Raw genomic sequence first — 12403 nt, 5'->3', positions numbered from 1 at the left:
GGGCCGTGCGGGGTCAGGAGCCGCACGGTTCCGGGGGCTCCGGGGTCTTCACCTGCTGCGCCGGGTCACGAACTCGGCGAGCGCGAGCAGACCGCCGGCCGACTCGGGGTCGGGTACGGCACGGGCGAGCTCCTGCATCGCCCGGGCCATCCGGTCGGCCGCCTCGGCCTGCGCCCAGTCGCGGCCGCCCGCCCGCTCCACGGCCAGTGCCGTACGCGCGATCTCGTCGGCGTCGGCCCGCACCCGCGGCCCGGTGTACAGCTCGGCGAGTTCGTCCGCGGCCGGGGTGCCGGAGGTGAGGGCCGCGACGACCGGCAGGGACTTCTTGCGGGCTGCCAGGTCCGCGCCGGCCGGCTTGCCGGTGCGCCGTGGATCACCCCATATCCCGATGACGTCGTCGATCAGCTGGAAGGCGAGCCCGGCCTGCCTGCCGAAGCCGTCGAGCGCCGCCACCTCCTGCGCCGCCGCGCCCGCGTACAGCGCGCCCAGGGCGCAGGCGGAGCCGAGCAGCGCCCCGGTCTTGGCCTCGGCCATGACGAGCACCTCGTCGAGGGTGACCTCGCCGGGGGCCCGGTCCTCCATGGCCGTGTCCGCGTGCTGACCGGCGCACAGTTCGAGGACGCACTGGGCGAGCCGGGCGGCGGCCGGGCCGGACGCCGGGTGCGGGTCCTCGGCGAGCAGCCGCAGGGCCAGCGCCTGGAGGGCGTCCCCGGCGAGGATCGCGTCGGCGTCACCGAACACGGTCCACGCCGTGGGCCGGTGCCGGCGGGAGGTGTCCCGGTCCATGACGTCGTCGTGCAGCAGCGTGAAGTTGTGCACCAGCTCCACGGCGGCCGCGCCCCGTACGGCGGCCGCGCGGGCTGCCGGTCCGCCGAGCGCCTCGGCGGCGGCGAGGACCAGGGCGGGCCGGATGGCCTTGCCCGCGTCGCCGGCCGCCGGGGTGCCGTCCGCCTGCTCCCACCCGAAGTGGTAGCGCGCGATCCGCCGCATCGAACCGGGCAACGAGTCGACGGCCGCGTGCAGTTCGGGGTAGACGGAGGCCCGGGCCCGCTCGAGTATGGCCGTCGCCTCGGCCCCGTCGAGCGACTCGGACCGCTCCGGCGGCACCCCCGTGGCACGCTGCTGCCGCTCCGTCACGAACTCGGCCATGGCCTCCCCTTCGCGGAGTGCGCATACGGTGGCGTCTCCGCCCCGGCTCGGCACGTACCCCGAGGGTGTACCCGCCCCGGAGGGCGGGAACACGGCCGCCAAGTGCGGAAACGTCACCTCCAGCGGCCGATCTCGACGTTCTCCAGCACGCCGAGCGCGTCGGGGACCAGAACGGCCGCCGAGTAGTAGGCCGTGACCAGGTAGTTGATGATGGCCTGCTCGTTGATGCCCATGAAGCGCACCGAGAGGCTCGGCTCGATCTCGTCGGGGATCCCGGACTGGCGCAGCCCGATGACGCCCTGATCCGCCTCGCCCGTACGCATGGCGATGATCGACGTGGTCCGGGCATCGGAGACCGGGATCTTGTTGCACGGGTAGATCGGGACCCCGCGCCAGGTCGGGATGCGGTTGCCGCCGACCTCGACGGACTCGGGGACCAGTCCGCGCTTGTTGAGCTCACGGCCGAAGGCGGCGATCGCGCGCGGGTGGGCGAGGAAGAGCTTGGTGCCGCGGCGACGGCTGAGCAGCTCGTCCATGTCGTCCGGGCTGGGCACGCCGTCGTGCGGCTGCAGCCGCTGGTCGTACTGGCAGTTGCTGAGGAGACCGAACTCCGCGTTGTTGATCAGCTCGTGCTCCTGGCGCTCCTTCAACGCCTCGACGGTGAGCCGGAGCTGGTGCTCGGTCTGGTTCATCGGCTGGTTGTAGAGGTCGGCCACCCGGGTGTGGATGCGCAGCACGGTCTGGGCGATGCTCAGCTCATACTCGCGCGGCCGGGCCTCGTAGTCGACGAAGGTGTGCGGGATCTCGGGCTCGCCGCTGTGGCCGGCCGCGAGGGCGACCTCCTTCTCGCCGAACTTGTTGGTGCGCTGCTCGGGGATCGCGCGCAGCTGCTGAAGGTGCTCGCGCAGCGAGTCGGCGCGCTCCGCGACCTGCTCGAAGTCCTGCCGGGACAGGGTCAGCACGGTGCAGGCCGTGTCCGCGCGGGCGGTGTACTCCCAGATGGCGTCCGGGTCGATCAGGCCCTGCTCGCCGAAGTGCGCGCCGTCGGCGAGGACGCCGAGCACCGCGTCGTCGCCGTACGGGCCGGTGCCGACCTTCTCGACACGGCCGTGGGCCAGCAGATAGACCTCCTCCGCCTGGTTGCCGAACGAGGCGATCACCTCGCCCGCGGCGAAGTCGCGCTGCCGGCAGCGCTGGGCCAGCTCCCCCAGTACCTCCTGGTCCTCGTACGACCGCAGGATGGGCAGCTCGCCCAGCTCCGCGGGGATGACCTCGACCCGGTCGCCGGTCTTCAGGAACGTGATACGGCCGTCGCCGACCGTGTAGGTGAGCCGCCGGTTCACTCGGTACGTGCCGCCCTGGACATCGACCCAGGGCAGCGTCCGCAGCAGCCAGCGGGAGCTGATCTCCTGCATCTGGGGCGCGGACTTGGTCGTGGTGGCCAGGTTCCGCGCGGCCGCCGTGTCCAGAGACTGCTGCGGCTTGCCCTGATCCGTGCGGACCTCTTCGCCTACCGACATAAGGAAATGCCCTCCCATACCTGCGCGGACGCCGAACTGCCCGCGCATCGGTCTCACCGGCCACCCTGTCATCACGGAGCGTGCCGGGACCATTACCCGAAAGAGCGGGAATAGATCATCGAACAAGTGGGCATGCCGGGCGAATATCCACTCACCTGACCTGTGATATGACGACTTGTCCGGATCGGCTCGCACGCGATCCGAACACCTTCGTGGGTGCTGGTCCGGGGCTCGCGCCTTCGGTAGAAGTTCCGGCACAAGCCAGTACAAAAGCGAAGGAGGCGGTCATGGCCCCACCCATGTCCGCGGGCGCTTTCCTCGACGCGTTGCGGAACGAGGGCGTCACGGTCGTCGAGGTCGGCGACTGGAGAGAACACAACCGGAACCACAAGGGGCCCTGGGGCCCCGTCCACGGCGTGATGATCCACCACACGGTGACCCGCGGCACCGGAAACACGGTCCGGATCTGCTACGACGGCCGCCCCGACCTCCCCGGCCCGCTGTGCCACGGAGTCATCACCAAGGACGGCACGGTCCACCTCGTGGGCCACGGCCGCGCCAACCACGCGGGACTGGGCGACGACGACGTCCTGCGCGCCGTGATCGCCGAGAAGGTCCTGCCCCCGGACAACGAGGCGAACACCGACGGCAACCGGCACTTCTACGGCTTCGAGTGCGAGAACCTGGGCGACGGCGAGGACCCCTGGCCCGAGGCCCAGCTGGAGGCGATCGAGAAGGTGGCCGCGGCGGTGTGCCGGCGGCACGGCTGGTCCGAGCGGTCGGTGATCGGCCACGCGGAGTGGCAGCCCGGGAAGGTGGACCCCCGCGGCTTCACCATGGGCTGGCTGCGCGAGCGCGTCCGGGACCGCCTGAAGTGAGCCCCGGTGCGCACTCCGGGCGACAATGACGGCGTGACCAGCGCCGACATACTTTCGCCCCGGCTCCCGTCCCCTCTTGAGGAGGTGGCCGACGACCGGTTCGCCCGCCAGGGGGTCCGGCTCCTCCTCAAGCGGGACGACCTGATCCACCCGGAGCTGATCGGCAACAAGTGGCGCAAGCTGGTCCCGAACATCGAGGCGGCGGCCGGACGGCCGGTGCTCACCTTCGGCGGGGCGTACTCCAACCATCTGCGGGCGACGGCCGCGGCCGGGCGCCTGCTCGGTTTTCCGACGGTGGGCGTGGTCCGGGGCGAGGAGCTGGCCGCCCGGCCGCTGAACCCCTCGCTGGAGCGGTGCGCGGCCGACGGCATGCGTCTGCACTTCGTCGACAGGTCGACGTACCGGCGCAAGACCGAGCCGGAGGTGCTGGCCGGTCTGGCGCGGGCGGCGGGGGCCGAGGACGCGTACGTCGTACCGGAGGGCGGCAGCAACGCGGCGGCGGTACGCGGGTGCCGGGCCCTCGGCGAGGAGCTGCGCGGACGGGCCGACCTGGTGGCGATCGCGTGCGGAACCGGGGGCACGCTGGCCGGGCTCGCCGCCGGGCTGGGCCCGGGACAGCGGGCGCTGGGGGTGCCGGTGCTGCGGGGCGGGTTCCTGGCGGGGGAGACGGAGCGGCTCCAGACCGAGGCGTTCGGGGGGCGTCGGGGGGACTGGTCGCTCGACGAGCGGTTCCACTTCGGCGGATACGCGCGGACGACACCCGGACTCGACGGCTTCGCGCGGGACTTCGAGGACCGGCACGGGGTGGCGGTGGAGCGGTTGTATGTCGCCAAATTGCTGTATGGGCTTGTCGAGCTGGCAGCGGAAGGCGCGTGGGGGCGCGGGACCCGGGTGGCGGCGGTCATCACCGCCTGACCAGCGCTTCTCCTGGGGTTCAGGCCGCCTCCCGGTACGCCGCCGCCTCCTCCAGGTCGAGTCGGCGCAGCAGGGTGCGGAGCATCTCGTCGTCGATGTAGCGGTGGTCACGGAGCCGGACGAAGACCTCGCGTTCGGCGCTGATCATGTCGCGGGACAGCCGGCGGTAGGTGTCGTCGACCGTCTCGCCGGTGACGGGGTTGGTCTGGCCGAGGCGCTCCCAGACGGCGTTGCGGCGGCGTTCCAGGACCGCGCGCAGGCGGTCGGCGAGCGGCGGCGGCAGCTCGTTGCGTTCGTCGGAGAGGAGTTCGTCGAGGCGGTTCTCGGCCGCGCGGGACGCCTGCGCCTGGGCGTTGGCCTCGGCGAGGGTCTCGGCCTGCACGTCCCGGGGCGGGAACTTCATCAGGCGGATCAGCGGGGCCAGGCTGAGGCCCTGCACCACCAGGGTGCCGATGACGGTCGTGAAGGTCAGGAACAGGATCAGGTTGCGCTGCGGGAAGGGGCTGCCGTCGTGCACGGTGAGCGGGATCGAGAAGGCGACGGCCAGCGAGACGACCCCGCGCATCGCGGCCCAGGACTCGACGGCGGGCGATCTCCAGGTGGGGTTCTCCTCCCGCTCGCGGATCCGCCGGAACAGCATGCGCGGCACGAAGGCCGCCGGGTAGATCCACACGAAGCGGGCCGCGACCACGACGAGGAAGAGGGCGACCGCGTACCAGGCGGCGTCGATGCCCTTGTACGCGCCGAGGCCCTTCAGGACGACCGGCAGTTGCAGTCCGATCAGCGCGAAGACCGCCGACTCCAGCAGAAACGCGACCATCCGCCACACCGCGTCCTCCTGGAGACGGGTGGCGAAGTCGACCTCCCAGGCGCGGTGGCCGAGATAGAGGGCGACCACCACGACCGCCAGCACACCGGAGGCGTGGAACTGCTCGGCGACGCCGTAGGCGACGAACGGGATCAGCAGCGACAGCGTGTTCTGGAGCAGGGGCTCCTGGAGATGGGTGCGCAGCCAGTGGATCGGCACCATGAGCGCCAGCCCGACGAGCACGCCGCCGATCGCGGCCACCAGGAACTCGCCCACTCCGTGGATCCAGGAGGCGCCCTCGCCCAGGGCGGCCGCGACGGCCACCCGGTAGGCGGTGATCGCGGTGGCGTCGTTCAGCAGGGACTCGCCCTGGAGGATCGTGGTGAGCCGGGACGGCAGCCCCACCCGGCGGGCGATCGCGGCGGCCGCGACGGCGTCCGTGGGCGCCACCACGGCGCCCAGCGCCAGCGCCGCGGGCAGCGGCAGCCCGGGCACGATCGCATAGGCGGCCCAGCCGACGACGAAGGTCGCGAAGAGCACGTACCCCACCGACAGCAGCGCCACGGGCCGCATGTTGGCCCGCAGATCGAGATACGAGCTCTCGGTGCCCTCCTTGTACAGCAGCGGGGGCAGCACCAGCGGCAGCACGACGTCCGGGTCGAGGGTGTAGTCGGGAACTCCGGGAATGTACGACACGGCCAGCCCGACGGCGACCAGCAGCAGGGGCGCCGGCACCGGGGTGCGGCGCGCCGCGCCGGCGATCGCCGCGCTTCCGGCCACCAGCAACAGCAGTGGCAACACGTCCATGATCCTCGCCCGCCCTCATTTTCCGCGCGGCCACCCGCACAGCCGTCGTAATCTGGCAATCATGAAACAGTGCACGCACGCCGGCGCGCTGCCGCACCCGGAACCCGAGCCACTGAACGAGACCTGCCCGGAGTGTCTCTCACGGGGCTGGCACCCGGTCCAGCTGCGGCTCTGTCTGACCTGTGGCCATGTCGGCTGCTGCGACTCGTCACCGGGAAGACACGCGACGGGGCACCACGAAACGTCCGGTCACCCCGTGATGCGGACCTTCGAGCCGGGCGAGGACTGGCGCTGGTGCTTCGTCGACCACGTCCTCGTGTGACACTGCACTACGGCTGCTGAAGGCGGCCGTGGCGACGGTTCGACGGTTCGACGCCGGGGTACGTCAACCCGGCGCGCGCTCTTCCCAATTGGACGAGCCGGACCCCTAGACACGGAGCGTATCCGCAGGTTTACTGTGAGTGACGCCAGGGGGTTGGGGTCCCGGGACAGAAAAGTTCGGAGCGCGGTAGCGTCACCGCTGAACCACGTAGTGCGTTACCCCGGGGGGCGACCCTCGGCCCCGAAATGCTTGTACCACCATGGAGGTGAGGGTGTCCCAGATCGCAGGCGAGCCCGCGACCCAGGACTTCGTGGAAGTCCGGCTGCCGGCTGCGGGTGCCTACCTGTCGGTGCTGCGGACGGCCACGGCCGGTCTCGCCGCCCGCTTGGACTTCACCCTGGACGAGATCGAGGACCTGCGCATCGCGGTGGACGAGGCCTGCGCGATCCTGCTCCAGCAGGCCGTTCCCGGCTCGGTGCTCAGCTGTGTCTTCCGCCTTGTCGACGACTCGCTGGAGGTCACGGTCTCCGCCCCTACCACGGACGGCCACGCCCCTTCGCGAGACACCTTCGCCTGGACCGTGCTCTCGGCCCTGGCGGGCAAGGTCTCGTCGGCCGTCGACGAGGACAAGACCGTGACGATCAGCCTCTACAAACAGCGCGGCGCGGGACCCGGGCCGGCGTGAGGAACGGGGACGGGCCGGTGCGGGACGAAGAGCGCGGCACACGGGAGCTGCCGGCCGGGGGCGAAGACCCCGAGGCCGGCTCCCGCCGCATGGCTGACGGCATCGACGGCATCCCGGAACAGGCCAGGCCGCACCCGGAGGAACCCTCCGCGCCGGCCGGGCTTGACGGTGCCGTGCAGAGCGCGCCTCCGGAAGGGCGGAACGGGGTCGCGGCCCCGGACCGAGCCGGGGCGAAGGCTCGTGGAAGGGCGACGGGCGGGACGATGAGCGAGCACGAGCGATACGCCGAGGACGAGGCGCTGGCCGCGGAGGTTGTGCAGGCGACCCAGCACGGACCTCAGGACCGCAGCGGGGCCCGCGCCATGTTCATCGAGCTGCGCAAGCTGACGGACGGCAGCCCCGAGTACGCGGAGCTGCGCAACAAGCTGGTCCGGATGCATCTGCCGCTCGTGGAGCACCTCGCGCGCCGGTTCCGCAACCGCGGCGAGCCGCTGGACGACCTCACCCAGGTCGCCACCATCGGCCTGATCAAGTCGGTCGACCGGTTCGACCCGGAGCGGGGCGTGGAGTTCTCCACGTACGCCACCCCGACCGTGGTCGGCGAGATCAAGCGCCACTTCCGCGACAAGGGCTGGGCGGTCCGCGTCCCGCGCCGTCTCCAGGAGTTGCGTCTCGCGCTCACGACCGCCACGGCGGAGCTGTCCCAGCAGCACGGCCGCTCCCCCACGGTCCACGAGCTCGCCGAGAAGCTCGCGATCTCGGAGGAGGAGGTCCTGGAGGGCCTGGAGTCGGCCAACGCGTACTCCACGCTGTCCCTGGACGTCCCCGACACCGACGACGAGTCCCCGGCGGTCGCCGACACGCTCGGCGCGGAGGACGAGGCCCTGGAGGGCGTCGAGTACCGCGAGTCCCTCAAGCCGCTCCTGGAAGACCTCCCGCCCCGAGAGAAGCGGATCCTTCTCCTCCGCTTCTTCGGCAACATGACGCAGTCCCAGATCGCCCAGGAGGTCGGCATCAGCCAGATGCACGTCTCCCGGCTGCTGGCCCGGACGCTGGCTCAGCTCCGGGAGAAGCTGCTGGTGGAGGAGTAGGTCTCTGCGGCACCCCGCGGATCAGCTACTACGCCCGGGCCCCTTGATCCCCAGGGCCTGGGTGGTAGCGGAGTTCACCAGCAGGACCAGCGAAGCCACCGCCACCACGGCCAAGGCGATCCCCGCCGGAATGGCCGCGCTGTCGGCCTGCAGCAGGCTGTAGGCCACCGGCAGCGCCATGATCTGCGTGATCACCGCAGGCCCCCGGCTCCAGCTCCTGCGCAGCAACAGTCCGCGCGCCGCCACCAGCGGCAGCAGCGCCAGCACGATCACGGTGACGCCCCCGGTGACCGCCTGCCCCCGGTCGTCCGGAGACCCGGTGAGCCCGAGGACGAGCATCCACACCCCGCCGACCGCCAGCGCGAGCCCTTCCAGTCCGCTCAGCGCGGCCGCGTACATCAGCCGCCGCGGACGGGACCCGTCGGTTACGTCGGCCTTCTCAGCCGTAGGCGCATTGCTCACGCCAGAAGGGTAGCCCTCGCCCGAAAACACCGGCCCCGCCCCGCAGGGTCACGTGTTCAGACTCACGCCCCTTTCTCTTACCGGATCCCTAACACGGCCTGGGCCCGGTACTTTCGAGTAGGTACGCTGCAATCCATGCGTGCACTTCTCGTGGTCAATCCGGCGGCAACCACCACAAGCGCACGTAGGCGCGATGTCCTGATCCACGCGCTCGCGAGCGAGGTCGAACTCGAGGCCGTCACCACCGAGTACCGCGGCCACGCCCGTGACCTGGGCCGGCAGGCGGCGGAGAGCGACGACATCGACCTTGTCGTGGCCCTCGGCGGCGACGGCACGGTCAACGAGGTGGTCAACGGACTCCTCTACGCCGGCCCCGACCCGGACCGGCTGCCCGGCCTCGCCGTGGTGCCCGGCGGCTCCACCAATGTCTTCGCACGCGCCCTCGGCCTGCCCAACGACCCGGTCGAGGCCACCGGCGCCCTGCTCGGCGCGCTGCGCGAGAAACAGGAGCGGGTCGTCGGCCTCGGGCTGACCGCCGGCACCCCCGGCACCGCGGACGAGGGGGTCCCGGCCCGCTGGTTCACCTTCAACGCGGGGCTCGGCTTCGACGCCGGTGTGGTCGGCCGGGTCGAGCAGCAGCGTGAGCTCGGCAAGAAATCGACGCACGCCCTGTATGTACGACAGGTCGTCCGGCAGTTCTTCGGTGAGCAGCACCGCAGGCACGGCACGATCACCCTGGAGCGGCCGGGCGCCGACCCGATCGACGATCTGGTCGTGGCGATAGTCTCGAACACCTCGCCCTGGACGTATCTCGGCAATCGCCCGATGTACACGTCACCTAAGGCCTCGTTCGATAAAGGCATCGACGTACTCGGTCTCAGCCGCCTGTCGACAGCCGCGGTTGCCCGGTATGGCACGCAGTTGCTCACTTCGTCCCCCGAGCGCGGACCCCATGGCAAGCACGCCGTGTCCCTGCACGATCTGGACCAGTTCACCTTGCATTCGAAGGTCCCCCTCCCCCTTCAGATGGACGGCGACCACCTAGGATTGCGTACGAGCGTGACGTTCACAGGCGTACGCCGCGCACTGCGTGTGATTGTGTGAGCGGAACAGGCCAAAGTCCTTTCACTCGAACGTTTAGGCCAGGATCCACCCCATGGAAGTACGGCTGTGACCCAGTCGACACCGAGGAATCAAAAAAAACTTTCCGGAAGGGGTTGTATCCGTCGCTGAGGTTTGCGAGGCTCTACGTGGCGATCGGGACGGCCCGCAAGACCGGCCTCCACTGATCACCGGAATCCCCCTTCAACTCACAGGACCCCTGCCAGGGAACCTGGCGGTCGGCCCTTCACTTGTTGAGGGATTCGTGAAAGCGTTCACATTCACAAGCAACGTGCATGTAATACCAAGGAGAGGTAGCAGCCATGGACTGGCGTCACAACGCCGTTTGCCGCGAGGAAGACCCCGAGCTCTTCTTCCCCATCGGCAACACCGGTCCTGCGCTGCTGCAGATCGAGGAAGCCAAGGCCGTCTGCCGTCGCTGTCCCGTTATGGACCAGTGTCTGCAGTGGGCGCTCGAGTCCGGCCAGGACTCCGGCGTCTGGGGTGGCCTCAGCGAGGACGAGCGTCGCGCGATGAAGCGCCGTGCCGCCCGCAACCGAGCCCGTCAGGCCACCGCCTGACAGTCCCACCCCTGGTGACAGCCTGAGCTTGGCGGCGCGTACAGCGAGTACGCATCTCCCGCCCCCGAGCCGCAGCGCGCAGTACCCCCAACGAGCGAACAGCCTCGGACCCACCAGGTCCGGGGCTCTTTGCTGTGCCCGGTACCTGAAGCGCCCCGGCCCGGACTACTTCTGCGGCTGCACCGGAACGTCGAGGATCACCCGGGTCCCCCGCTCCGGCGCGGGCACCATGTCGAACGTGCCGCCCAACTCGCCCTCCACCAGCGTCCGTACGATCTGCAGACCGAGGTTGCCGGAGCGGTGCGGGTCGAAGCCCTCGGGCAGGCCGACGCCGTCGTCCTGGACGGTGACCAGGAGCCGGGCCTCCTTGGTGGTGCCGCCACGGACCGCCGCGACCTCGACGGTGCCGGTGTCGCCCTCGCGGAAGCCGTGTTCGAGGGCGTTCTGCAGGATCTCGGTGAGCACCATCGAGAGCGGGGTGGCCACCTCGGCGTCGAGTATTCCGAAGCGTCCGGTGCGCCGGCCGGTGACCTTGCCCGGCGAGATCTCGGCGACCATCGCGAGCACCCGGTCGGCGATCTCGTCGAACTCCACGCGCTCGTCCAGGTTCTGGGACAGCGTCTCATGCACGATCGCGATCGAGCCGACCCGTCGTACGGCCTCCTCCAGGGCCTCCCGGCCGCGCTCGGACTCGATCCGGCGGGCCTGCAGGCGCAACAGCGCGGCGACCGTCTGAAGGTTGTTCTTCACCCGGTGGTGGATCTCCCGGATGGTCGCGTCCTTGGTGATCAACTCGCGTTCGCGGCGCCGGAGTTCGGTGACGTCCCGGAGCAGCACCAGGGAACCGATGCGGGTGCCCTTGGGCTTGAGCGGGATCGCCCGGAACTGGATCGCGCCGTCGTTGGACTCGATCTCGAACTCGCGCGGCGCCCAGCCGCTGGCGACCTTGGCGAGCGCCTCGTCCACCGGCCCCCGGGTCGGGGCGAGTTCGGCCGTGGTCTGACCCAGGTGATGGCCGAGCAGGTCGGCGGCGAGGCCGAGGCGATGGTAGGCGGAGAGGGCGTTCGGGGAGGCGTACTGGACGACGCCGTCCGCGTCCAGCCGGATCAGGCCGTCGCCGACGCGCGGCGAGGCATCCATGTCGACCTGCTGGTTCGGGAAGGGAAACGATCCGGCAGCAATCATCTGCGCAAGGTCGGAGGCGCTCTGGAGGTAGGTCAGCTCCAGCCGGCTCGGGGTGCGCACGGTCAGCAGATTGGTGTTGCGGGCGATGACCCCGAGGACCCGGCCCTCACGCCGTACCGGGATGGACTCGACCCGTACGGGGACCTCCTCGCGCCACTCCGGGTCACCCTCACGGACGATCCGGCCCTCGTCCAGGGCGATGTCCAGCATCGGGCGGCGGCCCCGCGGGACCAGATGGCCGATCATGTCGTCCTGGTAGGAGGTGGGACCGGTGTTGGGGCGCATCTGCGCCACCGAGACATACCGGGTGCCGTCTGCGGTGGGGACCCACAGGACCAGGTCGGCGAAGGAGAGGTCGGAGAGCAGCTGCCACTCCGAGACCAGCAGATGGAGCCACTCGAGGTCGGAGTCGTCGAGAGCGGTGTGCTGGCGGACCAGTTCGTTCATGGAGGGCACATCTGCGAGCGTACCCGCGGGTCTGTTCATGGCCTAAAAGCGGCCGAAAACACCCGCGGGCCGCGGCGCCTGAGAGGGACCCTCAACCCTCCCGGCACCGCAGCCCGGAGCAGCAACGGCCGTGGGGTGTGCGGTCCCGGTCGGCCGAAGGGTGAGGAGCCGGGGCAGTCAGGGCAGAGAGCTCCGGTTCCTCGGTCCGCCTTCCTGTGCGGGGAAGACGGAAGAGTGTGACTGTGTCGTACGGTCCCGCCGTACTCCTTCAGTCCTCGTACGCAATTGTGGACTAGACCACGGTGTGTGTCCATGCGTTGGAGACTGTTCACAGTCGATGCGATCGCAGCGTAGCCCGCCGGAAGCGCTTGTGGGGCCGGATGGGGCACGGCAATTTCCGACACTCCGGTAGACGGCTGGGAATTTTCCTTGATTCACCCGTTCTGACGCAT

Annotated in this window: 12 protein-coding genes; 7 read left to right on the top strand and 5 right to left on the bottom strand. The window is 70.4% G+C overall.

What is annotated here, in order from left to right; genetic code table 11:
* Window positions 1–48: 48 nt before the first annotated feature.
* Together ACGFZQ_RS09320 and ACGFZQ_RS09315 are read right to left on the bottom strand one after the other, a co-directional pair.
* Window positions 49–1149 carry a family 2 encapsulin nanocompartment cargo protein polyprenyl transferase gene (locus ACGFZQ_RS09320; RefSeq protein WP_393839787.1) on the bottom strand — a complete coding sequence of 367 codons (1101 nt, stop codon included), beginning with the start codon at window positions 1147–1149 and terminating at the stop codon, window positions 49–51.
* 113 nt (window positions 1150–1262) lie between these two features.
* Window positions 1263–2669, bottom strand: coding sequence for a family 2B encapsulin nanocompartment shell protein (locus ACGFZQ_RS09315; protein WP_351747379.1), 1407 nt, complete (start codon window positions 2667–2669; stop codon window positions 1263–1265).
* Between the two features lie 287 nt (window positions 2670–2956).
* On the opposite strand from ACGFZQ_RS09315, the gene ACGFZQ_RS09310 reads away from it, so the two are divergent.
* Together ACGFZQ_RS09310 and ACGFZQ_RS09305 are read left to right on the top strand one after the other, a co-directional pair.
* Window positions 2957–3547, top strand: a complete 591-nt coding sequence (locus ACGFZQ_RS09310; RefSeq protein ID WP_393839786.1) for an N-acetylmuramoyl-L-alanine amidase — start codon at window positions 2957–2959, stop codon at window positions 3545–3547.
* Window positions 3548–3580: 33 nt separating this feature from the next.
* Complete coding sequence (locus ACGFZQ_RS09305) at window positions 3581–4462, top strand: 1-aminocyclopropane-1-carboxylate deaminase/D-cysteine desulfhydrase (RefSeq protein ID WP_393839785.1); 882 nt, start codon at window positions 3581–3583, stop codon at window positions 4460–4462.
* Window positions 4463–4481: 19 nt separating this feature from the next.
* On the opposite strand, the gene ACGFZQ_RS09300 is transcribed toward ACGFZQ_RS09305, so the two are convergent.
* Window positions 4482–6077 carry a Na+/H+ antiporter gene (locus ACGFZQ_RS09300; protein WP_393839784.1) on the bottom strand — a complete coding sequence of 532 codons (1596 nt, stop codon included), beginning with the start codon at window positions 6075–6077 and terminating at the stop codon, window positions 4482–4484.
* Window positions 6078–6138: 61 nt separating this feature from the next.
* Between ACGFZQ_RS09300 and ACGFZQ_RS09295 the strand changes: the two genes are divergently transcribed.
* The 3 genes from ACGFZQ_RS09295 to ACGFZQ_RS09285 all read left to right on the top strand — a co-directional run bounded on the left by ACGFZQ_RS09295 (window position 6139) and on the right by ACGFZQ_RS09285 (window position 8175).
* Window positions 6139–6399, top strand: coding sequence for a UBP-type zinc finger domain-containing protein (locus tag ACGFZQ_RS09295; RefSeq protein WP_351704979.1), 261 nt, complete (start codon window positions 6139–6141; stop codon window positions 6397–6399).
* A 271-nt stretch (window positions 6400–6670) separates the two neighbouring features.
* Window positions 6671–7084: an anti-sigma regulatory factor gene (locus tag ACGFZQ_RS09290; RefSeq protein WP_020130755.1), complete on the top strand. Its 414-nt coding sequence runs from the start codon at window positions 6671–6673 to the stop codon at window positions 7082–7084.
* 17 nt (window positions 7085–7101) lie between these two features.
* A complete protein-coding gene (locus tag ACGFZQ_RS09285) occupies window positions 7102–8175 on the top strand; it encodes an RNA polymerase sigma factor SigF (RefSeq protein WP_393839783.1) in 1074 nt (357 codons plus the stop codon).
* Between the two features lie 21 nt (window positions 8176–8196).
* Here ACGFZQ_RS09285 and ACGFZQ_RS09280 read toward each other — a convergent pair whose 3' ends face one another.
* Entirely contained in the window at window positions 8197–8574 is a 378-nt protein-coding gene (locus tag ACGFZQ_RS09280; RefSeq protein WP_393839886.1) for a hypothetical protein, read from the bottom strand.
* A 198-nt stretch (window positions 8575–8772) separates the two neighbouring features.
* Here ACGFZQ_RS09280 and ACGFZQ_RS09275 point away from each other — a divergent pair, with 198 nt between their 5' ends.
* Window positions 8773–9741, top strand: coding sequence for a diacylglycerol/lipid kinase family protein (locus ACGFZQ_RS09275; RefSeq protein WP_393839782.1), 969 nt, complete (start codon window positions 8773–8775; stop codon window positions 9739–9741).
* Window positions 9742–10061: 320 nt separating this feature from the next.
* Entirely contained in the window at window positions 10062–10319 is a 258-nt protein-coding gene (locus tag ACGFZQ_RS09270; protein WP_010353616.1) for a WhiB family transcriptional regulator, read from the top strand.
* A gap of 165 nt (window positions 10320–10484) precedes the next feature.
* Here ACGFZQ_RS09270 and ACGFZQ_RS09265 read toward each other — a convergent pair whose 3' ends face one another.
* Entirely contained in the window at window positions 10485–11951 is a 1467-nt protein-coding gene (locus tag ACGFZQ_RS09265; protein ID WP_393839885.1) for a sensor histidine kinase, read from the bottom strand.
* Between the last annotated feature and the right edge of the window lie 452 nt (window positions 11952–12403).

The organism is Streptomyces sp. NPDC048254 (genome assembly GCF_043201895.1).
Lineage (GTDB): Bacteria > Actinomycetota > Actinomycetes > Streptomycetales > Streptomycetaceae > Streptomyces.
Note: the sequence above shows the minus strand (reverse complement) of the source record. Positions and strands in the feature narration are given on the sequence as shown.

Coding starts and splice junctions, on each gene's coding strand:
- ACGFZQ_RS09320 (WP_393839787.1), bottom strand. CDS start 1,149: ATGGCCGAGTTCGTGACGGAGCGGCAGCAGCGTGCCACGGGGGTGCCG.
- ACGFZQ_RS09275 (WP_393839782.1), top strand. CDS start 8,773: ATGCGTGCACTTCTCGTGGTCAATCCGGCGGCAACCACCACAAGCGCA.
- ACGFZQ_RS09270 (WP_010353616.1), top strand. CDS start 10,062: ATGGACTGGCGTCACAACGCCGTTTGCCGCGAGGAAGACCCCGAGCTC.
- ACGFZQ_RS09295 (WP_351704979.1), top strand. CDS start 6,139: ATGAAACAGTGCACGCACGCCGGCGCGCTGCCGCACCCGGAACCCGAG.
- ACGFZQ_RS09300 (WP_393839784.1), bottom strand. CDS start 6,077: ATGGACGTGTTGCCACTGCTGTTGCTGGTGGCCGGAAGCGCGGCGATC.
- ACGFZQ_RS09280 (WP_393839886.1), bottom strand. CDS start 8,574: ATGTACGCGGCCGCGCTGAGCGGACTGGAAGGGCTCGCGCTGGCGGTC.
- ACGFZQ_RS09265 (WP_393839885.1), bottom strand. CDS start 11,951: ATGAACGAACTGGTCCGCCAGCACACCGCTCTCGACGACTCCGACCTC.
- ACGFZQ_RS09310 (WP_393839786.1), top strand. CDS start 2,957: ATGGCCCCACCCATGTCCGCGGGCGCTTTCCTCGACGCGTTGCGGAAC.
- ACGFZQ_RS09315 (WP_351747379.1), bottom strand. CDS start 2,669: ATGTCGGTAGGCGAAGAGGTCCGCACGGATCAGGGCAAGCCGCAGCAG.